Annotated in this window: 20 protein-coding genes, 2 pseudogenes and 2 riboswitches; of the genes and pseudogenes, 7 read left to right on the forward strand and 15 right to left on the reverse strand. The window is 67.7% G+C overall.

Going from position 1 to position 25319, the window contains the following annotated elements; all coding sequences use genetic code 11:
* The first annotated feature begins 39 nt into the window (after positions 1-39).
* Together VE759_RS18920 and gcvP are read left to right on the forward strand one after the other, a co-directional pair.
* The gene (locus VE759_RS18920; RefSeq protein ID WP_324935278.1) at positions 40-660 is read left to right on the forward strand and encodes a MerR family transcriptional regulator; all 621 of its coding nucleotides are present in this window, start codon (positions 40-42) and stop codon (positions 658-660) included.
* Between the two features lie 162 nt (positions 661-822).
* Positions 823-920: riboswitch (glycine riboswitch) on the forward strand.
* A gap of 2 nt (positions 921-922) precedes the next feature.
* A riboswitch (glycine riboswitch) is annotated at positions 923-1033 on the forward strand.
* A 36-nt stretch (positions 1034-1069) separates the two neighbouring features.
* On the forward strand, positions 1070-3904 hold the full coding sequence (gcvP, locus tag VE759_RS18925) for an aminomethyl-transferring glycine dehydrogenase (protein WP_324935279.1): 2835 nt from the start codon (positions 1070-1072) through the stop codon (positions 3902-3904).
* 11 nt (positions 3905-3915) lie between these two features.
* On the opposite strand, the gene VE759_RS18930 is transcribed toward gcvP, so the two are convergent.
* The gene (locus tag VE759_RS18930; RefSeq protein ID WP_324935281.1) at positions 3916-4653 is read right to left on the reverse strand and encodes a hypothetical protein; all 738 of its coding nucleotides are present in this window, start codon (positions 4651-4653) and stop codon (positions 3916-3918) included.
* A gap of 124 nt (positions 4654-4777) precedes the next feature.
* Entirely contained in the window at positions 4778-5161 is a 384-nt protein-coding gene (locus VE759_RS18935; RefSeq protein ID WP_324935283.1) for a hypothetical protein, read from the reverse strand.
* A gap of 155 nt (positions 5162-5316) precedes the next feature.
* Here VE759_RS18935 and VE759_RS18940 point away from each other — a divergent pair.
* Positions 5317-6327, forward strand: a pseudogene (locus VE759_RS18940) (zinc-binding dehydrogenase); the annotation flags it as partial.
* A 50-nt stretch (positions 6328-6377) separates the two neighbouring features.
* Here the strand turns inward: VE759_RS18940 and VE759_RS18945 are convergent.
* The 3 genes and pseudogenes from VE759_RS18945 to VE759_RS18955 all read right to left on the reverse strand — a co-directional run.
* Positions 6378-8504 carry a hypothetical protein gene (locus tag VE759_RS18945; RefSeq protein WP_324935285.1) on the reverse strand — a complete coding sequence of 709 codons (2127 nt, stop codon included), beginning with the start codon at positions 8502-8504 and terminating at the stop codon, positions 6378-6380.
* Positions 8505-8559: 55 nt separating this feature from the next.
* Positions 8560-10743, reverse strand: coding sequence for a malate synthase G (locus VE759_RS18950; RefSeq protein WP_324935287.1), 2184 nt, complete (start codon positions 10741-10743; stop codon positions 8560-8562).
* Between the two features lie 72 nt (positions 10744-10815).
* A pseudogene (locus VE759_RS18955) lies at positions 10816-11091 on the reverse strand (3-methyladenine DNA glycosylase); the annotation flags it as partial.
* Positions 11092-11177: 86 nt separating this feature from the next.
* Here VE759_RS18955 and VE759_RS18960 point away from each other — a divergent pair.
* A complete protein-coding gene (locus VE759_RS18960) occupies positions 11178-11966 on the forward strand; it encodes an SDR family NAD(P)-dependent oxidoreductase (protein WP_324935289.1) in 789 nt (262 codons plus the stop codon).
* Here the strand turns inward: VE759_RS18960 and VE759_RS18965 are convergent, their stop codons facing one another.
* From VE759_RS18965 to VE759_RS18995, 7 genes are all read right to left on the reverse strand, one after another.
* Positions 11967-12863: a 3-methyladenine DNA glycosylase gene (locus VE759_RS18965; protein ID WP_414687953.1), complete on the reverse strand. Its 897-nt coding sequence runs from the start codon at positions 12861-12863 to the stop codon at positions 11967-11969.
* A complete protein-coding gene (locus VE759_RS18970) occupies positions 12841-13893 on the reverse strand; it encodes a hemolysin family protein (RefSeq protein WP_324935291.1) in 1053 nt (350 codons plus the stop codon). The genes VE759_RS18965 and VE759_RS18970 overlap by 23 nt, the downstream gene beginning before the upstream one ends.
* Positions 13893-15254, reverse strand: coding sequence for a hemolysin family protein (locus VE759_RS18975; RefSeq protein ID WP_324935293.1), 1362 nt, complete (start codon positions 15252-15254; stop codon positions 13893-13895). The genes VE759_RS18970 and VE759_RS18975 overlap by 1 nt, the downstream gene beginning before the upstream one ends.
* Before the next feature lie 226 nt (positions 15255-15480).
* A complete protein-coding gene (locus tag VE759_RS18980; RefSeq protein WP_324935295.1) occupies positions 15481-16917 on the reverse strand; it encodes a GuaB1 family IMP dehydrogenase-related protein in 1437 nt (478 codons plus the stop codon).
* Between the two features lie 64 nt (positions 16918-16981).
* Positions 16982-18439 carry an NADP-dependent phosphogluconate dehydrogenase gene (gene gndA, locus VE759_RS18985; protein WP_324935297.1) on the reverse strand — a complete coding sequence of 486 codons (1458 nt, stop codon included), beginning with the start codon at positions 18437-18439 and terminating at the stop codon, positions 16982-16984.
* A gap of 58 nt (positions 18440-18497) precedes the next feature.
* The gene (locus VE759_RS18990) at positions 18498-19424 is read right to left on the reverse strand and encodes a M56 family metallopeptidase (RefSeq protein WP_324935299.1); all 927 of its coding nucleotides are present in this window, start codon (positions 19422-19424) and stop codon (positions 18498-18500) included.
* A gap of 14 nt (positions 19425-19438) precedes the next feature.
* The gene (locus VE759_RS18995; protein WP_324935315.1) at positions 19439-19855 is read right to left on the reverse strand and encodes a BlaI/MecI/CopY family transcriptional regulator; all 417 of its coding nucleotides are present in this window, start codon (positions 19853-19855) and stop codon (positions 19439-19441) included.
* Positions 19856-20094: 239 nt separating this feature from the next.
* Here VE759_RS18995 and VE759_RS19000 point away from each other — a divergent pair, with 239 nt between their 5' ends.
* Positions 20095-20499, forward strand: coding sequence for a PaaI family thioesterase (locus VE759_RS19000; RefSeq protein ID WP_324935301.1), 405 nt, complete (start codon positions 20095-20097; stop codon positions 20497-20499).
* Positions 20500-20523: 24 nt separating this feature from the next.
* Here VE759_RS19000 and VE759_RS19005 read toward each other — a convergent pair whose 3' ends face one another.
* The 3 genes from VE759_RS19005 to VE759_RS19015 all read right to left on the reverse strand — a co-directional run bounded on the left by VE759_RS19005 (position 20524) and on the right by VE759_RS19015 (position 23640).
* Positions 20524-21903, reverse strand: a complete 1380-nt coding sequence (locus tag VE759_RS19005; RefSeq protein WP_324935303.1) for an NAD(P)/FAD-dependent oxidoreductase — start codon at positions 21901-21903, stop codon at positions 20524-20526.
* Positions 21904-22013: 110 nt separating this feature from the next.
* Positions 22014-22937: an LLM class F420-dependent oxidoreductase gene (locus tag VE759_RS19010; RefSeq protein ID WP_324935305.1), complete on the reverse strand. Its 924-nt coding sequence runs from the start codon at positions 22935-22937 to the stop codon at positions 22014-22016.
* Between the two features lie 28 nt (positions 22938-22965).
* A complete protein-coding gene (locus VE759_RS19015) occupies positions 22966-23640 on the reverse strand; it encodes an SDR family oxidoreductase (RefSeq protein WP_324935317.1) in 675 nt (224 codons plus the stop codon).
* A gap of 131 nt (positions 23641-23771) precedes the next feature.
* Between VE759_RS19015 and modA the strand changes: the two genes are divergently transcribed.
* A complete protein-coding gene (gene modA, locus VE759_RS19020; RefSeq protein WP_324935307.1) occupies positions 23772-24533 on the forward strand; it encodes a molybdate ABC transporter substrate-binding protein in 762 nt (253 codons plus the stop codon).
* The gene (locus tag VE759_RS19025; protein WP_324935309.1) at positions 24530-25315 is read left to right on the forward strand and encodes an ABC transporter permease; all 786 of its coding nucleotides are present in this window, start codon (positions 24530-24532) and stop codon (positions 25313-25315) included. Before modA ends, VE759_RS19025 begins: the two co-directional genes overlap by 4 nt.
* Positions 25316-25319: the final 4 nt, after the last annotated feature.

Below are 25319 nucleotides of genomic sequence, written 5' to 3' on the forward strand. Positions count from 1 at the left end.
CCGGCGCACTAGGCGGCGCACCAGGCGGGAGGAAGCACAGTGGGCGATCAGCCACGTCAAGAGGAACTCGATCTGCCATCGACCGGCGCCACCGAGTCGGGACACGACGCCGTGAATGAACCCGTGCAGCCCGGCCTTTTCCCGGACGACTCGATCCCCGACGAGCTCGTCGGCTATCGCGGCCCGAGCGCATGCCAGATCGCCGGCATCACCTACCGCCAACTCGATTACTGGGCACGCACGTCGCTGGTCGTGCCGTCGATCCGCAGCGCCGCCGGGTCGGGCAGCCAGCGGCTGTACTCGTTCAAGGACATCCTGGTCCTCAAGATCGTGAAACGGCTCCTGGACACCGGCATCTCGCTGCAGAACATCCGGGTAGCCGTCGACCATCTGCGCAAGCGCGGCGTGCGCGATCTGGCCAACATCACGCTGTTCTCCGATGGCACCACGGTGTATGAGTGCACTTCCGCCGAGGAAGTCGTCGACCTGCTGCAAGGCGGCCAGGGCGTGTTCGGCATCGCCGTCAGCGGCGCGATGCGCGAACTGACCGGCGCGATCACCGAATTCCCGGGTGAGCGCGCCGACGGCGGCGAGTCCATCGACGCGCCCGAGGATGAGCTGGCGACCCGGCGCAAGCACCGCGACCGCAAGATCGGCTGACCTTTTCGGCCCGATTCTGCGCGCGACCGCGAACGCCCCTTTTTGCACGTTCGGGCGCTAAGGATTCGACATGCGTGTCGCAATCTTTGGGGCCGGCGGCGCTGAGTATCCCCGCGACCATTCGGCGCGAATCGGAGCCGGGCGGTAGACTCGGTGCCGCATCGCCCTTGAGCGGGAGAGTTCCGCGGCAGCCAGCCACGGACGCCGAAGGAGCAACACCTCTCCGTCAACCTCTCAGGCACCCGGACCGCGCGAGGCCACGATGCCTCTGGAAAGCGGTGACGGCCCCAGTGGTCGCCGCCCGCCGACGGGGAAAGGCGCGAGCCGAATCTCTCAGGCGCCCGGTGTTCGGGCAGACGACAGAGGGAGAGGGATTACGTTCCCTGCTCGCTGTCAGGAGATCGCAGCCGTGTCCGACCGTTCTCGTTTCGCCGACCGTCACATCGGTCCAGGTGGCGACGAAATCGCCAAAATGCTCGCGGTGATCGGCGTCGACTCGCTCGACGAGCTGGCCGCCAGGGCGGTGCCGGCAAAGATCCTTGACCCGCATGTCAACGGGACGGCTCCCGGCCTCGAGGTGCTGCCGCCGGCCGCCACCGAGGAGCAGGCGCTCGCCGAACTTCGCGAGCTGGCCGATGCGAATACCGTTGCGGTGTCGATGATTGGCCAGGGCTACTTCGACACGCTGACGCCTCCGGTGTTGCGGCGCAACATCATTGAGAACCCCTCCTGGTACACCGCCTACACCCCGTACCAACCCGAGATCAGCCAGGGCCGCCTCGAGGCGCTGCTGAACTTCCAGACCATGGTCTGCGACCTCACCGGCCTGGACATCGCCAACGCATCCATGCTGGACGAGGGCACCGCCGCGGCGGAGGCGATGACGCTGATGCACCGGGTCGTGAAGGCATCGTCGAATCGGCTCGCTGTCGATGCCGATCTGTACCCGCAGACCGCCGCGGTGCTGGCCACCCGCGCCCGGCCGCTGGGCATCGACATCGTCACCGCCGACCTGCGCGACGGCCTGCCCGACGGCGACTTCTTCGGCGTCATCACCCAGCTTCCCGGCGCCGGCGGCGCCGTTGTCGACTGGACACAGCTGGTCAGCCAGGCGCACGAGCGCGGGGCGCTGGTGGCGATCGGCGCCGACCTGCTCGCGTTGACCATGATCACCCCGCCGGGCGAGGTGGGTGCCGACGTTGCGTTCGGCAACACCCAAAGATTCGGTGTGCCAATGGGTTTCGGCGGCCCGCATGCCGGCTATCTGGCTGTCCACACCGGGCACGCCCGCCAACTGCCCGGCCGTCTGGTCGGCGTGTCGGTTGACGCCGACGGATCACCGGCCTACCGGCTCGCGTTGCAAACGCGCGAGCAGCACATCCGCCGCGACAAGGCGACCAGCAACATCTGCACCGCCCAGGTGCTGCTCGCGGTGCTGGCCGCGATGTACGCCAGTTATCACGGGGCCGACGGGCTGACCGCGATCGCGCGCCGCGTGCACGGGCACGCCCGAACCGTCGCCGCTGGGCTGACGTTGGCGGCCGTCGAGGTCGTCCATGATCGGTTTTTCGACACGGTGCTCGCCCGAGTGCCGGGCCAGGCCGCGAACGTTGTCGCGGCGGCCAAGCAGCGTGGCATCAACATCTGGCCCGTCGACGCCGACCACGTGTCGGTGTCCTGCGACGAGGCCACCACCGACGAGCACGTGGCCAGGGTGCTCGAGGCCTTCGGTGCCGCGCCCATCGGCGAGTTCGGCGGCCCCGACATCGCCACCCGCACATCGAAGTTTTTGACTCACCCGGCATTCACCCGATACCGCACCGAGACCGAGATGATGCGCTACCTGCGGATGCTGGCGGACAAGGATATTGCGTTGGACCGCAGCATGATTCCGCTCGGCTCATGCACGATGAAGCTCAACGCGGCGGCCGAGATGGAGCCCATCACGTGGCCGGAATTCGCCCGGCTGCACCCGTTCGCGCCGGCGTCGGACACCGCGGGCATGCGCGCGTTGATCGCCGATGTCGAGAACTGGCTCACGCAGATGACCGGCTATGACGCCGTGTCGCTGCAACCCAACGCCGGCTCACAGGGGGAATACGCGGGGCTGCTGGCCATTCACCGCTACCACGCCGACCGCGGCGAGGCCCATCGCAACGTCTGCCTGATCCCGTCCAGCGCGCACGGCACCAACGCCGCGTCGGCCGCGCTGGCCGGACTGCGGGTTGTCGTGGTCGGCACGCGTCCCAACGGCGACGTTGACCTCGACGATCTGCGCGCGAAGGTCACCCAGCACGCGGAAAACCTTGCCGCCCTGATGATCACGTATCCATCCACGCACGGTGTGTACGAGCATGACATCGCCGAGATCTGTGCGGCCGTGCACGACGCCGGCGGCCAGGTGTACATCGACGGTGCGAACCTCAACGCGCTTGTCGGGTTGGCCCGTCCGGGCCGGTTCGGCGGCGACGTCAGCCACCTGAACCTGCACAAGACGTTCTGCATCCCGCACGGCGGCGGGGGCCCCGGCGTTGGGCCGGTGGCAGTGCGCCGGCACCTCGCGCGGTACCTGCCCGGCCACCCGCTGGCCGGCGGCCTGCCCGACGAGCCGCCGGTGTCCTCGGCCCCGTACGGGTCGGCGTCGATCCTGCCGATCACCTGGGCCTACATCCGGATGATGGGCGCGGCCGGGCTGCGCGCGGCGTCGCTGGCCGCGATCGCATCGGCCAACTACATCGCGCGCCGCCTCGACGAGTACTACCCGGTGCTCTACACCGGTGAAAACGCGATGGTGGCCCACGAATGCATCCTCGACCTGCGCGCCATCACCAAGGCCACCGGTGTCACCGTCGATGACGTTGCAAAACGGCTGGCGGACTATGGTTTTCACGCGCCGACGATGAGCTTCCCGGTGTCGGGCACGCTGATGGTGGAGCCGACGGAAAGTGAGAGCCTTGCCGAGGTGGACGGATTCTGCGAGGCGATGATCTCGATCCGCGCGGAAATCGACCGGGTCGGCTCCGGGCAGTGGCCGGTCGACGACAACCCGCTGCGCGGCGCGCCGCACACCGCCGAATGCCTGCTGGCCGAGAAGTGGGAGCACCCCTACAGCCGCGAGCAGGCCGCCTATCCGCTGGGTAAGCAGTTCCGCCCGAAGGTATGGCCACCGGTGCGACGCATCGACGGCGCCTACGGTGACCGCAATCTGATGTGTTCGTGCCCGCCGCTGGAGGCGTTCGCCTAAGCGGGTTCGCGTCAGCGCACCGGCTCTCGCCGGAACCACTTGACCCTTTGCCGCCACGAGTAGGCCGAGGTGAGGGCGAATCCGGCCCCGCAGGCGCAGGCGAACAGCCATACGAGCGTGCCCTGGTCCACCGCTTGCAGCTGCGGGACGAACGCGGTGCTGATCCGCACCACGCAGGCGGCGATACCGCTGGCCGACGACATCAGATAGATGTTGGCCAGCGTCCGGGAACGCGGGTCTTGGCGCAGCACGAACAACGCGCGCGACGCGTACACCAGCAGATGGATCAGGGTGCCGCACAGCAGCAGCCAGTACATCTTCAGCCACAAGTCGCTCGGTACCTCGAAGAAGTCCGCCCGGTAGATGTGTGCTCCGTTACCCATCGAGAAGGTCGCCAATAGCAGCGGTATGCAAAGCGTCGCGGGAAGTTCGACGTATTGCTTGAACTTCAACTGCATTGTGTTGTCGTCGGCCAGCCTGCCGAGAGCGTTGTAGACGATGGCGGACGCGGCCACCACGTAGCAGTCGTGGCCGAGGTAATCCTCGAGATTCCATTTGCCCGTGAGTGAGTGCAGCGCATGCCCCACGGTTGCGGAAGCAGCCGGCGACATCAGCGCCACCGCGGCGCCCTGCAGCGCGATGTTCAGCGTGGCAGCGACTTCCCACCGGCACGTCCAGGTAACGCGTCGTATCCACAGGCTCCACGCGATGCACGCGAGGGTAATGGTGATGAGTGTCGCTAAACCCATGGATGACGCTTTCGAGCAATAGATCTGGCCGGGCTGGGTGCGTGCAATCCTACGGCGTGCGACGCCCTCGGCGCGCCCCTACCGGCAAAGAATCTCGGACGCATTTTATAAACGGTCTGGGCTGCTACAGCGGCGGCGCGTCCTTACGTGGGCGTAAATTAGCAATGGTTGCTGGCTGCTCGCGGCGCTTCTTCGCTGGCGCCCGCATCCGGGTAGGCGTGACCGTCGATAGCCCGAGCGGATGCGCGCCGTCCTGCAGGTAATCCGCCACGTCGCTGTGCTCCAGGCGGCCGTACCGAATCAGCAGGTCGACCGGGTTGAGGCCGAGGTTCTGCGCCGCCCTCAGCAAGGTGTCCGTGGAGGTGAGCGTGCCCTTGGCCTGCCGGTCGTAGTAGGTCGATCGCGACATCTCGACGGCGGCAAGCACTTCGTCCAACGTCAGTTTTCGGCCGGTCAGGTACGACAGCACGACGGCAAGGTCCTTTTCGGCGTCATCACCTGTGAACATGGCTGGATCATATCCGACGCCCACGGCAATTCGGCCCGCATAGTGGAGATTAGTCCAACATATTGGACTTTCGTGCTAGGCTGCCGACTATCGCATCGCGACGCCAGCCGTGATGCCGGACTCGCTTCGAGGAGGGCCCCATGCTCAACGTGGACGCCGGATTTCGGCTGCAAATTGATCAATCGGGTCGTTTCGACGGGTTGACGGTACGTTCGGCCGAACGGGTTGCCCCGGACGCGGACCAGGTCGAGGTCCGGGTCGTTCTGGCCGGACTGAACGTTTCCGACGTGCTCAAGGTCAAGGGACTCGACCCCAGCGCGCACGAGCACGGACCGGCCATCGGGTCCGAATGCGTCGGTGTGGTTACCGCGATCGGTGAGGATGTGCACTCGGTGCAGATCGGCCAGCGGGTGCTGGCGTTGGGGTCCGGCAGCTTCGGTTCACACCTGACCACGCTGGAGGATCTGGTGGTGGCGGTCCCCGATGCGTTGACCGACCGGCAAGCGGCCACTTTCGGTGTGGCCTATCTGACCGCTTGGCACGCGTTGCAGGAGGTCGCGAGGCTCGAGCCGGGGGAACGCGTGCTGATTCATTCGGCCGCCGGCGGTGTCGGACTGGCATCGGTGTCGATCGCCAAGATGATCGGTGCCCACGTCTACGCGACGGCAGGTTCGGCCGACAAGCGCGAAATGTTGTCGGCGATGGGCTTCGACTACATCGGCGATTCCCACAGCCTTGCCTTCGCCGACGAGATCGCCAACATCACCGACGGCGAAGGTGTCGATGTCGTCGTCAACACGCTTGAGGGGCAGGCGCTCACCGCAGGGTTGAAGATCTTGGCCCCCGGCGGCCGGTTCATCGAACTCGGCAAGAGAGCTGTCCAGTCCAACGCCACACTCGGCTTGCGGGCACTCGCCCGCAGCGGCACCTTTGCCGTGGTCGACATCGATCTGAACCTGCGCCGCCGCCCGTGGCATTACCGACAACTGCTCGACGACATCCTGATTCGCGCGGTCCGCGGCGACCTGGCGCCGCTGCCGGTTACCGAATTCCGTTTCGACCATGCCGTCGACGCGTTCCGTCTGATGGGCTCCGGAACCCACACCGGCAAGATCCTCATCGCCGTGCCGCAGGGCCGCGGCGTCGGCGACGCCGTGCCCGCACCGCATCTGGTCGCCTGATCTGACGGCCGTTCGCTCGCCGAGGCCGCCGCCGGCTACGAGAGGAACGTCGTGATCGCCTTGGCCAGGTCGGGGGAGTCCGAACTGCTCAGGTTTTGGTAGCTGCCGCCGCTGGCCTGTGCCACGGCCTCCCACGCCGCCCGGTCGGGATCGGCGCCGAAGTCGATGACGTTCACGGCCACCGGGTGGGCCGGATCGGCGGCCCCACGGATGTAGTTCTGCAGGGCCTGCCCGTCCATTGACTTGTCCGTATGCGGGCCGGCCGTGATGACCAGGACCGAATTAGCTTGTCCCGGTCGGAAATGCGCCTTCACATCGTCGTAGATCATCCGCAGCGTGGTGAACGACACCGCGCCGCCGCCCGACGGGTTCTGCTTGTCGAGCGCCGCCGTCAGCGCCGCCGACCGCTGCTGGCGATTAACCTGGTCCGACAGCGGACCGGTCGGCACCTCGGCGCGGCCATCCGTGCCGTCGAACGTCCACAACCCGACCGCGGCGGTGGGCGGCAGCGCCTGCAGCCGGTTCTTCAGCGCCGCGACGACGTTGGTCAATCGGCTCTTGCCGCCCTCCTGGGTCGGCATCGACTGGTCGAGCATGATCGTGGCGGCCGGCCCGCCTGCCGGCGTCGTCAGCGCGTCGGCCAGGGTGGCGCGCAGCGAGTCGTCGCCGACCTTCACCGGTTCGGACATCGGCGCAAAGCTCGTCACGTCGCTCTTCGGCGTGGCGCCGCCCTCGGCGCGGAAGCCGGCCTTGGCCAAGTCGGTGAGCTGTTCGGGTTTACGCAGAAAGCGGGCGAACTCACTGGCCGCGGTGACCTGTTCCTCCGACAGCCAGTTGCCGCTGAGCAGCGCCGCCGGGTAGTCGGCGACCGCCGTCTGGCCCGTCGGCGCCCATGACGCGAGCACGCTTTTCGCGTTGGACACCTTGGCGGAGCGTTGATAGAGCTGCTGCTCCGTCGTTACCACCGCGTGCACCGGAGCCGTGGCCGGATCGCCGCCCTGAAGCAACGCGTCCATCGCCGTCGAGGCGCTGTTGTTCGCCAGCTTCGGCTGGCCTGCGGCCAAGGTGTTGACCGCACCCGCGCCGGCGCTGGCCGGGCCGCCCGGCGGTGCCGACGCGACCGCCACGGCCTCGGCCGCCAGGTACGACGCGTCGCTGGCGCCGGCGATTGGCATCGCCAGCCGCAGCGATCCCCAGCCGGGAAGGTGCAGCCCGTCCAGTGCCGTCGGGTTGGTCTGCATGCCCGGTAGCGCGGCCCAGTTTTGTTGGCCCAGCGCGTTTTTGAGTTCTGGGCGGACGGCGAGCAGCACCGGCGAGCTGACCAGCGACCGGCTGTCGCTGATGGTCTTCGCGCCGGCGGCCGATTCCAGCCTGGCGGTCGACACCGAGCTGGCGGGGATCCACAGGGCGGGCCGCTCACCGAGGTCGTTCGGCCACTGGCCGATGAAGCCGTTGATCACCGTGTCGGAGTCGGCGGCCTTAACGCCGAGGGCGACACAGCGGTCGCCGACCGGCCGCGCCGTCTTGTTGAACCGGTTGGCGAATTGCTGAATCTGCTCTGTGATGGTCGGGTCGGCGATGACCGCGACGGTTTGGGCACCGCCGACGCACTGGGCCGCGGCGGCATCGGAACGATTCGACAGCATGTCGCCGAAGAATCGCCACAGGATCACCACGCCGACCACCACGACGACCGCCACCAGCGCGACGATCACGCCGAGGCTCACCCCGCGCGGCTTTTGCTCGGTGCTGCGATGGCCGCCCTGGAATTCCCCGGCACCGAAGTAGTGGCCGCCGGTCGACGACGGCGGTGGTGGCTCGCGCGGCGGCGGGTCCCTCGGCGGCGGCTCGTCGGGTTCGGTCAGATAGTCGTACTCCTCCGCAGGCTCCGGCTCATCGCGATATCGCGGCGGCCGGTCCCGAAACCGCGGCTCATACCGTCGCTCATCCTGCGGCGGCTCCGGCTCGGACGGTTCGTAACCCGGCGGCTCGTAACTCGGCGGTTTATAACCCGGCGGTTCGTAAGCCGACGATTCGTAACCCGGCGATTCGTAACCCGGTCGGTCATACCGGCGTGATTCGTATCGCGGCGGCTCATACCGCGGCGGCGGCTGCTCCTCGGGAGTGTCGTCGTCAGGGCCGGGGATGCTGTGCCTACCCATGCCTGACGTGCCCTTTCCGTCGATCGATCCTGGCTTCAGGGCGAAGTCTAGTCACTTAGCCGGCACTGGCTTTCAGCTCGCGTCGGCGCCGATGCAGGATCGGCTCGGTGTAGCCGTTGGGCTGCTTGGTCCCGGACAGGATCAGCTCCTGCGCGGCCTGAAATGCGATGCTCGCATCCGGGTTCGTCGCCATCGGCCGGTAATTCGAATCGCCCTCGTTCTGCCGATCGACCACCGCGGCCATCCGCACCAGGCTGGCCTTCACGTCCTCCTCGGTGATCACGCCGTGCCGCAGCCAGTTGGCCAGCAGCTGGCTGGAGATTCGCAGCGTTGCGCGATCCTCCATCAGCGCGACGTTGTGGATGTCAGGCACCTTCGACGAGCCGACGCCCTGGTCGATCCAGCGCACCACGTACCCGAGGATGGACTGGCAGTTGTTGTCGACCTCTTCGCGGATCTCTTCCGGCGCCCACGCCAGTTCCCCGGCCAGCGGAATCGTCAGCAGCTGCTCGATCGTGCTGCGGCGCTGACCGGCGAGCTCCTTTTGCACCGCGAACACGTCGACCTGGTGGTAGTGCATCGCGTGCAGCGTGGCCGCGGTGGGCGACGGCACCCAAGCGGTGCTCGCACCGGCGCGGGGCTGGGCGATCTTCTGCTCGACCATGTCGGCCATCAGCTCGGTCATCGTCCACATACCCTTGCCGATCTGGGCGTGACCGGCGAACCCGCACGCCAGGCCGACGTCGACGTTGTTGTCCTCGTAGCCAAGGATCCACGGCTGGGTTTTCATCGCGCCCTTGCGCACCATCGGACCGGCCTCCATCGACGTGTGGATCTCGTCGCCGGTGCGGTCCAAGAAGCCGGTGTTGATGAACACCACTCGGTCGACGGCCGCCTTGATGCAGGCCTTCAGGTTCAAGGTGGTGCGGCGCTCCTCGTCCATGATGCCGACCTTGAGGGTGTTCTGCGGCAGGCCGAGCACGTCCTCCACCCGGCTGAACAGCTCCACGGTGAACGCCACCTCGTCGGGCCCGTGCATCTTCGGCTTGACGATGTAGATCGACCCGGTGCGGCTGTTGACCAGCGGCCCGTTCTGGTCGCCGGCCTTGAGCCCGTGGCTAGCGGCCAGGCTGGTGAACAGCGCGTCCTGGATGCCTTCGGGCACCTCATGACCGTCGGCGTCGACGATCGCGTCGTTGGTCATCAGATGACCGACATTGCGCACGAACAGCAGGCTGCGGCCGGGCAGCGCGAACTCGCCGCCGTGCGGCGCTTGGTACGTGCGGTCCTGGTTCAGCACGCGGGTGAACCTGTTGCCGTCCTTGTCCACGTCGGCCGACAGGTCACCCTTGTTCAGGCCGAGCCAGTTACGGTAGGCGGCGGTCTTGTCGTCGGCGTCGACGGCGGCCACCGCGTCCTCGAAATCGATGATCGTGGTCACCGCGGCCTCCAGGATGACGTCCTTGATGCCGGCCGTATCGGTCTTGCCGATCGGCGACTCCGGGTCGATCAGGATGTCGATGTGCAGGCCGTGGTTGATCAGCAGCACCGACTCCGGCGCATCGGCGTCGCCGGTCCAGCCGGCGAACTGGCCCGGATTGGCCAGCGTGGCTTCCAATCCGTCGTGCAGCGTGAGGATCAGCCGGCCGTCGCTGATCTTGAAGCTCTTGGCTTCGGCCCACGATCCGTTGCCGAGCGGCACCGACTCGTCGAGGAATCGTCGCGCGTAGGCGATAACTTTGTCGCCGCGGACCTTGTTGTAGCTCGAGCCCTGTTCGGCGCCGTCGTCCTCGGGGATGACGTCGGTGCCGTACAGGGCATCGTAGAGCGAACCCCATCGGGCGTTAGCGGCGTTGAGCGCGAAGCGTGCGTTTGTGACCGGGACAACCAGCTGCGGACCGGCGGTCGAAGTGATCTCGGGGTCGACATTGGCGGTGGTGATCGTGAAGTCGGACGGCTCGGGCTGCAGGTAGCCGATGTCGGTGAGGAACTGCTTGTAGGCCTCCATGTCGACCGGTTCGATCACGTGCTGCCGGTGCCACTTGTCGATCTGGGCCTGCAGTTCGTCTCGGCGGTCAAGCAGCTCCTGGTTGCGCGGACCGAGATCGGTGACGACCTTGTCGACGCCTGCCCAGAAGCTGTCCGGATCGATGTCGGTACCGGGCAGCGCCTCGTTGTTGATGAAGTCGTACAGCACCCGGGCGACCCGCAGATTGCCGGTTGCCACGCGATCGGTCATGTTGCCTCCTCGACGTCGTGGGCGCCGATTGGCGCATTGCCGTTAATCCAGCTTACCCAGGGGTTATTTGCGTCAATCGCTGTCCAGCGCCGCCAGCAGCAGGTCACAGCGGTCGGCGAGCGCGTCTCGCAACGGTGCTGCGCGCCCGGCGATGTCGTGCTGAGCGCGCGCATACTCGGCGCGCCCAGCCGGCACCTCGATCGCGATCGGCGCGAACCCGTATCCCGTCAGGTCGTAGGGACTGGCGCGCATGTCGAGTTCACGCGCATCGGCGGCCAACTGCAGGCAGTCGATCAGCAGCCCGGAGTCGACGAGCGGCCCGAGCTTGTAGCACCACTTGTAAAGATCATTGCTCATTCGGGTAAGGGATAACGCTGCGCGTCGGTAGTCCCAATTGCCCACTTGCGCGACGGCGGTTTGCATAGGCTCCCAACATGGAATTGCGCGGGAAGCGAGTACTGATTACCGGGGCGTCGCGAGGCATCGGCGAATCCCTTTCTCATGCGTTCGCGGGAGCGGGAGCCACGGTCGCCCTCGTCGCCCGCACCAAGCACGCCATTCGGGAGCTCGCGGCCGAGCTTGGGGGCACTGCCCACCCCGCCGATCTCTCGGATCCGACGCAGGTAGCCGATCTCATCGGACAAATCGAAGAAGAAGTTGGTCCCGTCGACGTTCTGGTGAACAACGCCGGCGTCGGGACTGGCGCCGCCTTCGCTGATGCACTCGACCTACGCGAAACCACCCAGGTCAACTATGTGGCCCCGGCCGAGCTGTGTCGGCAGGCGATCCCCCGGATGCTGGGACGAGGAGGCGGCCACATCGTCAACATCTCGTCCCTGGCCGGCTGCGGCGTGTTACCCGGCCTCGTCACCTACTCGGCTTCGAAGGCCGCACTTTCCCACTTCACATCGGGGCTGCGGGCCGACCTGCGCGGCTTGGCGATCGGAACCACCCTCGTCGAGCTCGGGCCGATTCCTACTGACATGATGGCCCGGACCGACGACTACGAGCCGACAGCCGCGGCTTTCCGACGTTTCTACCGGATGCGTCTCATGGTCGACGTCTCGCGCGAGAAGGTGGCCGACGAGGTGGTAGAGGCCGTACAGAAGGGTCGCAAGCACGTGCGGCTTCCTAAGCGAGCCGCCCTCTTCCCGATGTTGTGCGAAGCGCCGCGGCGGGCCACAGAGGTGATCCTCACTGGCGTTCCCCACCGAGTCGAGTAGCTATCGCTGGTCCGGAACCGCCGCATTCAGCAGTGCGCGGCACCGCGCCAGCAACGCGTCCCTGAGGACCACCGAGCGCTGTGCGATGGCGGCCTGTTCCCGAACGTATTCGGCTCGGCCGAAAGGTGTTTCGATGCGCACCGGCTCATAACCGAACGCCCGCAGGTCGTACGGGCTGGCGCGCATGTCGAGTTCACGCGCATCGGCGGCCAACTCCAAGCAGTCAGCCAACAGCTCAGAGTCGACGAGCGGCCCGAGCTTGTAGCACCACTTGTAAAGATCCATCGTCGTGTGGATACAGCCGGGTTGTTCGCTGGCGAGCTGTGCATCGCGCGTGAGCGCGACGGCATTTCGCGGCCGCGCCGCTGTGGTGAAGAACCGGAATGCGTCAAAATGGCTGCAGCGCAACGGCATTGACTCCACGACAGCGTCGGTGCCGGTCGCGCCGAGTCGCAGCGGCACCTGGGTGTGGCGCACGATCGGCGCCTTGTACACCATCGCCCACTCGTGCAGCCCGAAGCAGTTCAGCCGGATCGGCCGGGCGGCGGTGGCCCGCAACAGCGCCGCGATGAACCGCACGGTGTCCGCGCGTGACCGCAGGTGCTCACTGGTGACCGCAACACCCGCGGGATGACTGCCGTATCCGCTGCGCCCAAGGTATTCGCGCGCGCGGTCGCCGCCGAGCACCACCCCATAGCCGGGATGCCAGTGCCGCAGCTGCCGCGGGCGCAGGCTGTAGTAACTGAACAGGAAGTCCCACACCGGATGCGCCTCGCCGGCCCGCAGCCGCCGAAGGTGCGGCCGCAAGAAGGTGTCCACCCGCGTCCGGTGGGCCGACTCCCGCACCGCCCAGTCCGATTGCGCCAACACGACGTCAGGCACGGTGGGTCCCGTCACGCACGGTTCCGACCAGATCCTCGACCAGGTCCTCGAGGGCCACCATCCCGACCACGGTGCCGTCGCTTCCGGTAGCCAACGCCAGATGGCTGTTGTTGCGGCGCATCCGCCCGAGCGCCTCGGGCAGCGACAGCGTCGCGGGCAGCCGCGGCAGTGGCCGCACCACCGACGGGTCGACCACCGCGTCGGAGTTTTCGACCTTGTCCAGCACGTCCTTGATGTGCACGTAGCCGATGAACTGCCCGGCCGCGTCGACGACCGGGAACCGCGAGTAACCGGTTTCGCTCAACGCCGTTTCCAGCGCGGCGACCGTGGGCCCGGAGCCCTGATCGGCGGCCGGCACCGCGCGGATGTCGCCCACCGGCACCGCGACGTCGCGCACGACGCGGTTGCGGATCTGCAGGGCCCGCGACAACCGCGTGTGCTCGTCCTGGTCCAGCAGCCCCTCCGACAGCGATTCGGCGATCATCTCGGACAATTCGACCGTGGAGACGGTGTTTTCCAGTTCGGTCTTGGGCTCCACCCGCACCGCGCGCAGCGTCATGATCGCGCACCAGTCGTAAACCGCGATGACCGGCCGGGTGGCCCGCACCCATAGCAAGAACGGCGGAACCAGCAGCATCGCCGCCGATTCCGGCCCGGCGATCGCGATGTTCTTCGGCACCATTTCGCCAAGCAGCACGTGCAGCACCACGACGATCGTGATCGCAACGACGAACGACACGCTGTGCAGCACCGCGTCGGGCACGCCAAACAGGTCGAACGGTTTCTCCAGCAGGTCCGCGACGGCCGGTTCGCCGATGCGGCCCAATAGTATTGAGCATGCGGTTATGCCCAGCTGCGCGCCGGCGAGCATCATCGACAGGTTCTCTCCGGCACGGATCGCGGTGACGGCGCTGCGCTTACCCTGCTCGGCAAGCGCCTCCAGCCGGTCGCGGCGCGCGGTAATCAGGGCGAACTCCGCGCCGACGAAAAACCCATTGGCGGCCAGCAGCAGCACGGTCAGCACGACGCCGAGAAAGTCGCCCATCAGCCGTCGTCGCCTTCGCCGTCGCGCGGACCGAGCGGAACCAGCTCAATCATGTCGATGCGGCGGCCGTCCATCCGGGCCACCGTCGCGCGCCACCGCGGCGGATTCTCCAATTCCGCGTCTGGATCGAATTCCTTGAGCTCGACCGACTCGCCCTCGACGGGAATGTGCCCGAGCTCGTGCATCACCAGTCCGCCGATGGTGTCGTATTCGCCTTCGTGGGCCCGGAATCCGACCGCGTCGGCCACCTCGTCCACGCGCAACAGGCCCGCGACCCGCCAACCGTTGGGGGTGCGGACCACGTCAGGTGTCGGCTCGTCGTGTTCGTCGCGGATGTCGCCGACGATCTCCTCGATCAGGTCCTCGACGGTCACCATCCCGGCCATCCCGCCGTACTCATCGGCCACCAGCGCCGTCTGTAGCCCGTTGGCACGGATCTGCGCCATCAGCGCGTCGCCGTCCAGCGTCGACGGCACCACGGCCACCGGCCGGGCGAGCGTTGCAAGCCGGGTGCGTTCGCGCTGTCCATGCGGCACTTCAAAAACCTGCTTGACGTGCACGATGCCGATGGTCTCGTCCAGGTCGCCCCGCACGATCGGGAACCGGGAATAGCCGGTTTCCATCGCCTTGACCACCAGGTCGGCGACGGTGTCGTCGCCCTCCAGCGTTTCGATCTCGGTGCGCGGCGTCATCAATTCCTCGGCGGTGCGGGCGCCGAATTGCAATGAGCGGTCGACCAGCGCCGCGGTCAGCGGGTCCAGCGCGCCCGCGCGGGCGGACGTGCGCACCAAAGACCCCAACTCCTGGGGTGAGCGCGCCGACCGCAGCTCCTCGGCAGGCTCGATGCCGAGCCGGCGCAGTATCCAGTTGGCGGTGCCGTTGGTCAGGTGGATCAGCGGGGTGAACAGCATCGAGAAAAGCAGCTGCGGACCGGCGACGGCCCGTGCCACCGGCAGGGGCTTGGCCACCGCCAGGTATTGGGCCACCAACTCGCCGAACACCATCGACACCGAGGTCGCGATCAACAGCGCCAACGCAAGCGAGACCCCGTCGAGCAGATGCTTGGGCAGCGACGCCGCGGCCAGCGGCCCGTGCAGCAGCCGGGCGATCAGCGGCTCGGCGAGGTAACCGGTGATCAGGGTGGTGATCGAGATGCCGATCTGGGCGCCGGACAGCTGGAACGACAGCGTGCGGTGCGCCCGTTGCACCAGCTTGTCCCGGCGGCCGCCGGTGCGGGCGTTGGCGTCCACGGTGCTGCGCTCCAGCGAAGTAAGGGAGAACTCGGCGCAGACGAACACCGCGGTGCCCGCGGTGAGCAGAACGAACGCCAACACCGCGAGCAAGGTCAAGCCGGTGCCCATGGTGTCCTCGTCACGCCGGGCCGGGCGCCCGGCCGACTAGGGGAGGGCTCGGCGTCGGATGCCTCGGCGTCGGCCCGATTCGGCGGTCCCGGGAACGCCCGCTCGGCCCGGAAGCCACCCGCCTCGACGGGTGCCTGCGGCACGTGATCTCTTCCCCTCCGCTTGGCCGCAACGGGTGCGGCACGATAAAGCCATTATCGTAGCCGGACCGCGCGGCTGTCCGGACTCACCAACCCGCGGGCAGCGGATGGCCCTCAGCGAACCCGGCGGCCGACTGCACGCCGACCACCGCCCGCTCGTGCAATTCACCGATGGTCACGGCGCCGACGTACGTGCAGGTGCTGCGCAACCCGGAGGTGATGTGGTCCAGCAGGTCCTCGACGCCGCCGCGGGCCGGGTCCAGCCCCATCCGTGAGGTCGAGATGCCCTCCTCGAACAATGCCTTGCGGGCGCGGTCGAACGCGCCTTCGCCGGCGGTGCGGGCCACCACCGCACGCTTGGACGCCATGCCGTAGCTCTCCTTGTACGGCTGATCGTCGCGGTCGACCATCAGGTCCCCGGGCGACTCATAGGTGCCCGCGAACCAGGAGCCGATCATCACGTTCGCCGCACCGGCGGCCAGCGCCAGCGCGACGTCGCGCGGATGGCGGACGCCGCCGTCGGCCCACACGTATCCGCCGAGTTGCTTTGCGGCCGAAGCACATTCGAGCACGGCCGAGAACTGTGGCCGGCCGACGCCGGTCATCATCCTGGTGGTGCACATCGCCCCCGGGCCGACACCGACCTTGACGATCGACGCGCCCGCCTCGATCAGGTCGCGGGTGCCCTCGGCGGATACCACGTTGCCGGCCGCCACCGGCAGCCCGAGATCAAGCGACTCCACCGATTTGATCGCGTCGAGCATCTTGAGCTGATGTCCGTGGGCGGTGTCGATCACCAGCAGGTCGACGCCGGCGCCGGCCAGTGCCTGCGCCTTGGCCGCGACGTCGCCGTTGATGCCCAGCGCCGCGGCGATCCGCAGCCGACCCGCGTCATCGACGGCCGGTGTGTACAACTCGGCGCGCAGCGCCCCGCGACGTGTCAGCACACCGCGCAGCGTGCCGTCCGGTTCGGTCAGCACCGCGACGTCCACCGGGGCGTGCTCCAGCAGGTCGAACACCTGCCGCGGGTTGGTGCCCACCGGTGCGGTGACGAAATCGGTCAGCGCGACGTCGCGAACCCGGGCGAACCGGTCCACACCCACCCAGGCCCCCTCGGTGACCAGCCCGATCGGCCGGTCCTCGTCGACCACCACCGCCGCACCGTGCGCGCGCTTGTGGATCAGCGCCATCGCGTCGGTCACCGAATCGTCGGGACCCAGCGTGACCGGGGTGTCGGCCACCAGGTCGCGGCTCTTGACGAAGTCCACGGTATGCCGCACCGCCGCGATCGGAAGGTCTTGCGGCAAAACGACAATGCCGCCGCGGCGGGCCACCGTCTCGGCCATTCGCCGGCCCGCGACCGCGGTCATGTTCGCGACCACCACCGGGATCGTCGTACCCGATCCGTCGGACGTGGACAGGTCGACGTCGAACCGGGACGCGACATCGGACCGGTTGGGGACGATGAACACGTCCTCGTAGGTCAGGTCGTAACCAGGCCGCTGGCCCTCGACAAAACGCACGCGACCCAGCTTAGATCCCGGTTCGCTTCGCTCTCCGCCGCGACTACTCCGACCCGCACCGAACTTAGCCAGGGACCTCGCTGCGGTCGCCGCTCCACAGCGTGTGGAACTTCTGGCCCGGCTCGGCGTCGATGCGCTCGTAGGTGTGGGCGCCGAAGAAGTCCCGCAGGCCCTGGGTGAGCGCGGCGGGCAGCCGCTCGGTGCGCAGCGCGTCGTAGTACGACAACGCCGAAGAAAACCCGGGAATCGGGATGCCGAGCTGGGTCGCGGTCGATACCACCCGCCGCCAGCTGTCGATGCCGGCCTCGACCGCGCTGCGGAAGTACGGCGCGGCGATCAGCGTGGGTAGGTTCGGGTCCTCGTCGAACGCCTCCTTGATGCGGTTGAGGAACTTCGCCCGGATGATGCACCCGCCGCGCCAGATCGTGGCCAGGTCGCCGGGGGTGATGTGCCAGTCGTATTCGGCGCTGCCGGCCTGGATCTGGTTGAAGCCCTGCGCGTAGGCGACGATTTTCGACGCGTACAGCGCCTGGCGCACATCCTCAGTGAATTTTTCCGCGTCGCCGGGCTTTTCGCCCAGTGTTCCCGACGCCAGCCCGGTGGTGGCCTTGCGCTGCGCGACCGAGCCGGACAGCGCGCGGGCGAACACCGCCTCGGCGATGCCGGTCACCGGCACCCCGAGGTCCAGCGCGGACTTGACCGTCCACCGGCCCGTGCCCTTCTGCTCAGCCTCGTCGCGGATGACGTCGACCAACGGCTTGCCGGTCTTCGCGTCCACCTGGGACAGGACTTCGCCGGTGATCTCGATCAGGTAGCTGTCCAGATCGCTCTTGTTCCATTCCCGGAACACGTCGGCAAGCTGCGGCGCGGACATGCCAAGGCCGTCGCGCATCAGCTGGTACGCCTCGCCGATCAGCTGCATGTCTGAGTACTCGATGCCGTTGTGCACCATCTTCACGAAGTGCCCGGACCCGTCCGGCCCGATGTGCGTGCAGCACGGCACGCCGTCGACGTGCGCGGAGATCTCCTCCAGCAGCGGGCCCAGCGACACATACGACTCGGCCGGCCCGCCCGGCATGATCGACGGCCCGTTCAGCGCACCCTCCTCACCGCCGGAGATGCCCGCGCCGACGAAGTGCAGGCCCCGCTCCCGCAACGCGGCCTCCCGGCGAATGGTGTCGGTATAGAGCGCGTTGCCGCCGTCGATGATGATGTCGCCCTGCTCCATCGCGCCGGCCAGCTCGTTGATCACGGCGTCAGTGGGATCGCCGGCCTTGACCATGATCAACACGCGACGCGGTTTCTCCAGCGCGGCGATGAACTGCTCGACGGTCTCGCTGCGCACGAAGTTGCCCTCCGACCCGTGCTCGGCCAGCAGCGCATCGGTCCTGGAGATCGACCGGTTGTGCAACGCAACGGTGTAGCCGTGCCGGGCGAAGTTGCGCGCGATGTTGGACCCCATCACGGCCAGGCCGGTCACCCCGATCTGAGCGGTACCGGTGTTGGTTTCAGAGCTGCTCATCGGCGGGCCTTTCGTCGTTTTCTGTTGTTAACAACTCCGGGCAGGCGCACGGCAGCCGCTAGGCGAAGAACAGCCGATCCAGCTCGGTCAGCCAGGGCACCGCCAGCGCTACCGTCGGCACCACGAGCACCGCAGCGGCGGCGAGGTAGGCCGCGCCGGCGACTGTCCGGCTGTTGCCGCGACCGGCGAGGCGGCGCACCCGCAGCACCGTGGTCGGGCCACCGGCGGCCAGCGCACCCGACGGTGTCGATCCGGACGCGCACGTGACGAGCGCCCTGGCCAGCGGCGTGGGACCGGTAACGCGGGCCGCCGCATCGTCGGCAAGCAGTTCCACCAGCAGGCGCACCGCGTCAAGCGCGCTGGCGCTGCGCACGAAACGGGGAAAAGCGGCGTGCACCGCGGTGAACATCTCCAGCACCAGGTCGTGGCGCGCCCGCAGGTGTGCGCGCTCATGCGACAGGATCGCGGCCATCTCGTCGTCGCTCAACGTGGTCAGCGCGCCCTCGCTGACCACCACGCGGCTGCGCACACCGGGCAGACAGTAAGCCAGCGGCTGGGCGACATCGAGAATTCGCAGGCCGTTGACGCCGTGGCGGCAGTCGCCGACGAGGTCGACAACCATGCGGTGGTGCGCCCGGCGGCGCCGGGTCGCGATCGCAACCTGCATCACCGCAACGGCCAGTCGCACCCCGATCAGCAGCGTGACCAACAAGACCCCGACGTACAGCAGCCACAGCGGCCAGCCGAGCACCCGCACCTCGCTGGCGACCGTCGCGGTCGGCCGCCCGTCGGGACCCGGCACCAACAACCGGCTGGCGATTGCGATGCCTGCGGAAAACGCCGACAGCACGGCCGCAGAGGCGATGGCCTGCCACAGCACGATGGCCGCACGGGGAGCGCGCATGGGCCACGTCGCTCGAGCCAGCAGGGCGGGCACGGGTCCGACCAGAAGCAGCGCGACGAGTGCGAAGGCCAGCGCGGACACGGGGTAAGTCTCTCTCAGGGCGTGCCGGAATCGCCAGCCGGAGGGGGTGTCCGGTGCTTGGCCTCCAGCTCGGCCAGCGCCCGGCGTAACGCGGCGGCCTCGTCGGCGCCGACACGCTCGACGAAATGCACCAGCGCGGCCTCGCGGCTGCCGGAATCCGCGGCCTGGTCCAGCGCGTCGACCATCAGCCCGGCGACCAGCTCGTCGCGGCCGTGCACCGGGGCATATTTGTGTGCCCGATCGTCTCGGTGCTGCACCACGAGATTCTTCTTGGCCAGCCGCTGCAGCACCGTCATCACGGTGGTGTAGGCCAGGTCCCGCTGCGCCGCGAGCGCCTCGTGTACCTGACGAACGGTCTGGGGGTCGGGCACCGACCACAGGTGGTCCATGACCGCACGCTCGAGTTCACCCAGACGAGTCAGCTTGGCCATGTTCATTCATCTCCTGCTGCAACGGGCTTAAGCGTACTACTGGTTTACTACTGACCGTCGTACGCGCGCGCACGTGGCACTCCGTGTCCGCCCGGGCGCACGTTGTCCGAACCGCCGTTCACCTGGCGTTTGATCAGGCTGTGAGTCGGATCACACGCGCCGGTGCGGAGAAGGTCTTGCCGAATTGGGGCCGCGCCCCCGCACGCAGTGGACGAACGTCGGCGTGTAGACACGAGGCCATGACTTCGCAGCTGCCGGCCGACTTCGGTGGATTCGACAAGGAGATCGGTCTGACGTATCTGGAAATGACGCCCGACGGCGGCCGGGCCGAACTGCAAATCCAGCCGAAGCTGTTGCAGCCGTGGGGAATTGTGCACGGCGGTGTGTACTGCTCGATCGTCGAAAGCCTTGCCAGTATCTCCGGCCAGACCTGGCTGTCGGACAACGGCGGCGGCCACGTCGTCGGCGTCAACAACAACACCGACTTCCTGCGCGCCATCAGCTCGGGCACGGTGACGGCGGTGTCCACGCCGGTGCACCGCGGTCGACGACAGCAACTGTGGCTGATCACGATCACCGACGGCGACGACCGCGTGGTGGCCCGCGGCCAGGTGCGGCTGCAGAACCTCGAGCCGCGCGACTAGATGCGGCCGCGGGGCCGCGGGAAACTAACTCGCCGCCCTTTCTCCCTCGGCCGCCGCGGCGATCTCCTCCAGTTGTTCGAGCCTGGTCCGGGCGTACGCCTGCTGCTCGGTGATCGTCAGCTGGCCGCGGTGCGTGCTCAGAAACGTCACCGTCCACGAGATCAGCGTGGTGATCTTGGTCCTGAAGCCGACCAGATACACCAGGTGCAGCACCAGCCAGGCCAGCCACGCGATGAAGCCGCCGAACTCCAGCGGACCGACCTGGGCGACCGCGGAGAACCGCGACACGGTGGCCATCGAGCCCTTGTCGAAGTACTGGAACGGTTCACGCTCGGCCGGGTCGGCACCCTTCAGCTCGGCCTTCAGCGCGCGGGCCGCGTACTTCGCACCCTGGATGGCGCCCTGCGCCACGCCGGGCACGCCCTCGACGGCGGCCATGTCGCCGATCACGAACACGTTCGGGTGACCGGGAACGGTCAAATCCGGCAACACCTTTACCCTGCCCGCGCGGTCGGTCTCCCCGCCGGACTGCTCGGCGATCTGCTTGCCCAGCGGGCTGGCCGACACGCCTGCCGACCACACCTTGCATGCCGATTCGATGCGGCGCACCGTGCCGTCGGAATCCTTGACGGTCAAACCGTTGCGGTCGACGTCGGTGACCATCGCGCCGAGCTGGATCTCCACCCCCATCTTCTCCAGCCGCGCCTGCGCCTTCCTGCCGAGCTTTTCACCCATCGGCGGCAGCACGGCAGGCGCCGCGTCGAGCAAGATCACCCGAGCCTTCGTCGAATCGATGTTGCGGAAGGACCCCTTCATCGTGTGGTCGGCCAATTCGGCGATCTGCCCGGCCATCTCCACGCCGGTCGGTCCCGCGCCCACGACCGTGAACGTCATCAGCTTCTCGCGCCGCACCGGGTCACTGGACCGCTCGGCCTGCTCGAACGCACCGAGGATACGGCCGCGCAACTCGAGCGCATCGTCGATCGACTTCATGCCGGGAGCGAACTCGGCGAAATGATCGTTGCCGAAGTATGACTGACCGGCCCCCGCCGCGACGATCAACGTGTCGTACTCGTTCTTGTAGCGGTGGCCGAGCAATTCCGAGATCACATACCGGCCACCCAGGTCGATGTGGACGACGTTGCCCAGCAGCACCTCGGCATTTTTCTGCCTACGCAGGATCACCCGGGTAGCGGGCGCGATCTCACCCTCGGAAATGATGCCGGTCGCCACCTGATAGAGCAGCGGCTGGAACAGGTGGTGCTGGGTGCGGGCGATCATCTTGATGTCGACCGGTGCATGTTTGAGCGCCTTGACCGCGGTGAGCCCGCCGAAACCGGAGCCGATCACGACAACCCGATGTCGCTGTTGGGGTGCAACCGGGGCTTCGGGGGCGGCGGTCATGCTGGCTCCTCGATGGGGACGGCGGCTGACGCCTTCAACGTTAGTCGCGCCGACCCCTCGGTCGCTGCTCGGTTTGCTGTGGTTTTGACCACCTCTGTACTGGGTCGGCACTAGGCGCCGACCAGCGGCTTGAGCGCCTCTCCTACCCTCGTGATGACCCCGGGGGTGAAGCCGTGAGTCGGCAGGTTGACGATCACGCCGTCGATGCCGGCATCCAGTACCCGGTGCTGGATCTGCTCGGCGATCCGCTCGGGGCTGCCGATGACCGCACGAGCGGTCCGCGCTTCGGGCATTTCGGGTGCCTCCCCGCTCTCGTCCACCACGACAGTCAGCAGAGCACTGGTTTCCAGCGTGGCGGGGTCGCGATTGGCCTCGGCGCAGCGCTGCTTGACCGCGTCCAGCTTGCCCGGGAGCTCGTCGATCGCCGCGATGATGTTGAGGTGATCGGCGTACTGGGCCGCCAGCCGGAACGTCTTTTTCTCGCCGCCGCCGCCGATCATGACCGGGATGTGGTCGCGGTAGCGGGGTTCGTTGACGGCGTTTTCGGTGTGGTACCACTTGCCGGAAAACGTGGGCCGCTCGCCGTGGGTCATCGGAATGATGATTTGCAGCGCCTCCTCGAGCCGCTCGAAGCGGTCGGTGAAGGTGCCGAACTCGAAGCCGAGCTGCCGGTGTTCGAGTTCGAACCAGCCGGCGCCGATGCCCAGGATCGCCCGCCCGGCGCTGACCACGTCCAGCGTCGTGATGGCCTTGGCCAGCAGCGTGGGATTCCGGTAGGTGTTGCCGGTCACCAGGGTCGACAGCTGGATGCGCTCGGTTGCGGTGGCCAGCGCGCCGAGGGCGGTGTAGGCCTCCAGCATCGGTTCGTCCGGTTCGCCGAGGCCGGGCAGTTGGTAGAAGTGGTCCATCACGAGGACGGTGTCGAATCCGGCCGCTTCGGCCTCCCGGGCCTGGGCGATCACGGACGGGAACAGCTCGCTGACGGCGGTTCCGTAGGAAAAATTAGGGATCTGCAATCCGAGTCGAATGGTCACGCGGGCTTAAACGACCGGTCGGCGGAATTCAATCCCAGTGAGCCAGCGCACCGTGGCTCACGTGCAGCGTCTGGCCGGTGATGTGGCGCGCCGCGGGGGTCGTCAGAAACATTGCGAGCCTGACAATTTCGCTGCTGGCGGTGGGCGCGATACCGGTGCGGACACCCTCGTAGCCGGGTTCGGCGCCGCGGCCCGACGCCACTGTGTTGATCGTGATACCGCGGGTGCCGAAGTAGGTCGCCTGCCCGGCCGTCCAGTTGGACAGCGCGGCCTTGATCGCCGCCTCGGCGGTGCCTTCGCGCGGATTGTCGGGCAGCACATTGATGATCGAGCCGCCCGACCGCAGGTGGTCGCCGATCGCGTTGACCATCAACACCGCGCCCAGCACGGTCGCGTCGAGGCCGTTACGCCACGCGGCGGCCCGCTCGGCCAGCGTGTACGTGCGCGGATCGCCCGGGGCCCACACCGGCGCCGGGACGTTGACGATCGAGTCCAGCCGATGCGGCAGCAGCGGCACGGCGTCACCGAGGCTGACCGGGTCGGTGCTGTCGCACACAACGCAGTCGATGTCGAGTTCCTTGGCCGCGACCTCGAGTTCGTCGCGGCGCGCCCCGGTGATCACGACCTGGTGGCCGTCGTCGCGGAAGCCGCCCGCGATCGTGCGGCCCAGTTCGGTATCCCCGCCGGTGACGAGCATTTCCATCGCCGTGACCTCCTCGTGCATGGCGCCAGTTCGCGAAGATGTTACTGGACAGTAGCCAGCGACGGAAAGCCGGCACGCCGCGAGCCTGATGTCAGCCCGATCTTGTGCTGCCGATCGCCTAGTGTTTGGCCATGTCCCGAGTTGCAATTGCGGCAATCATGGTCCTGGTGGGCGGGTTGGCGGGTTGCGGCTCGGATTCTTCCCAGAAGCACACCTCGACGCCGCAGGTCACGGTGTTCGCGGCCGCGTCCCTGAAGACGACGTTCATCAAGATCGCCGACCGCTTCAAGGCCGCCTACGGCGGCGCCTCGGTGAATTTCGACTTCGCAGGCTCCTCGGACCTGGCCACTCAACTGACCCAGGGCGCCGCCGCCGACGTGTTCGCCTCCGCCGACACCGCCAACATGGACAAGGTCGCCAAGGCGGGCCTGCTTTCCGGCAGCCCGGTCAGCTTCGCGGCGAACACGCTCGTGATCGCCGTCGCGCCGGGCAACCCCAAGCACGTTGCGTCGTTCGCCGATCTACGCCGGCCGGGTCTCGATGTCGTCGTCTGCGCGCCGCCGGTGCCCTGCGGTTCGGCGACCCGGCGGATCGAGGACAGCACGGGCGTGCACCTGGCGCCGGTCAGCGAGGAATCGTCGGTCACCGACGTGCTGAACAAGGTGACCGGCGGTCAGGCCGATGCCGGTCTGGTCTACCTGACCGATGCTCGAAGCGCAGGCGACAAGGTGACGGCGGTGTCGTTTCCCGAGGCGGCCGGCGCGGTCAACGTCTACCCGATCGCAGTGCTTAACGGGTCCGGCCGGCCCGAACTGGCACGCAAGTTCGTCGACCTGGTCACCGGCGAGGAAGGCCAGCAGATCCTGAGCCAGGCCGGCTTCGCCAAACCTTGACCGAGCCGGCCGGCCTGCCCCGGTGGATCTATGTGCCCGCTGCCGTCGGGGCGGTGTTCGTCGTGCTGCCGTTGGCCGCGATGGCCGCGAAAGTCGACTGGCCCCGGTTCTTTTCGTTGATCGCCAGCCAGTCGTCGCGCACATCGCTGTTGCTGAGCCTGCGCACGTCGGCGGCGAGCACCGCGCTGTGCCTGGTGTTCGGCGTGCCGCTGGGGCTCGTGCTGGCGCGCAGCGACACCTGGCTGGTCCGTGTGGTGCGGCCGCTGATCCTGCTGCCGCTGGTGTTGCCCCCGGTGGTCGGCGGCATTGCCCTGCTGTATGCGTTCGGCAAACTCGGTTTGATCGGCCAGTATCTGGACGCGGCGGGCATCCGCATCGCCTTTTCGACGACGGCGGTGGTGCTCGCGCAGACGTTCGTCTCGCTGCCGTTTCTGGTGATCGCGCTGGAGGGCGCGGCCCGCAGCGCCGGTGATCGCTACGAGACGGTGGCGACGACGCTGGGTGCCCGGCCGACGACGGTGTGGTGGCGAGTGACGCTGCCGCTGCTCGCGCCGGGCCTGATATCCGGGGCGGTGCTGGCGTTCGCGCGGTCGCTGGGGGAGTTCGGGGCGACGTTGACGTTCGCCGGCTCGCGGGCCGGTGTCACCCGCACCCTGCCGTTGGAGATCTATCTGCAACGGGAAAGTGACGCCGACGCCGCGGTGGCCCTGTCGATGCTGCTCGTCGCGGTTGCGGCCGTCGTCGTGGTCGCGGTGGGCGCCAGGCGGTTACCCGATGAGTGAACTG

It is taken from the genome of Mycobacterium sp. (genome assembly GCF_035640695.1).
GTDB lineage: Bacteria > Actinomycetota > Actinomycetes > Mycobacteriales > Mycobacteriaceae > Mycobacterium.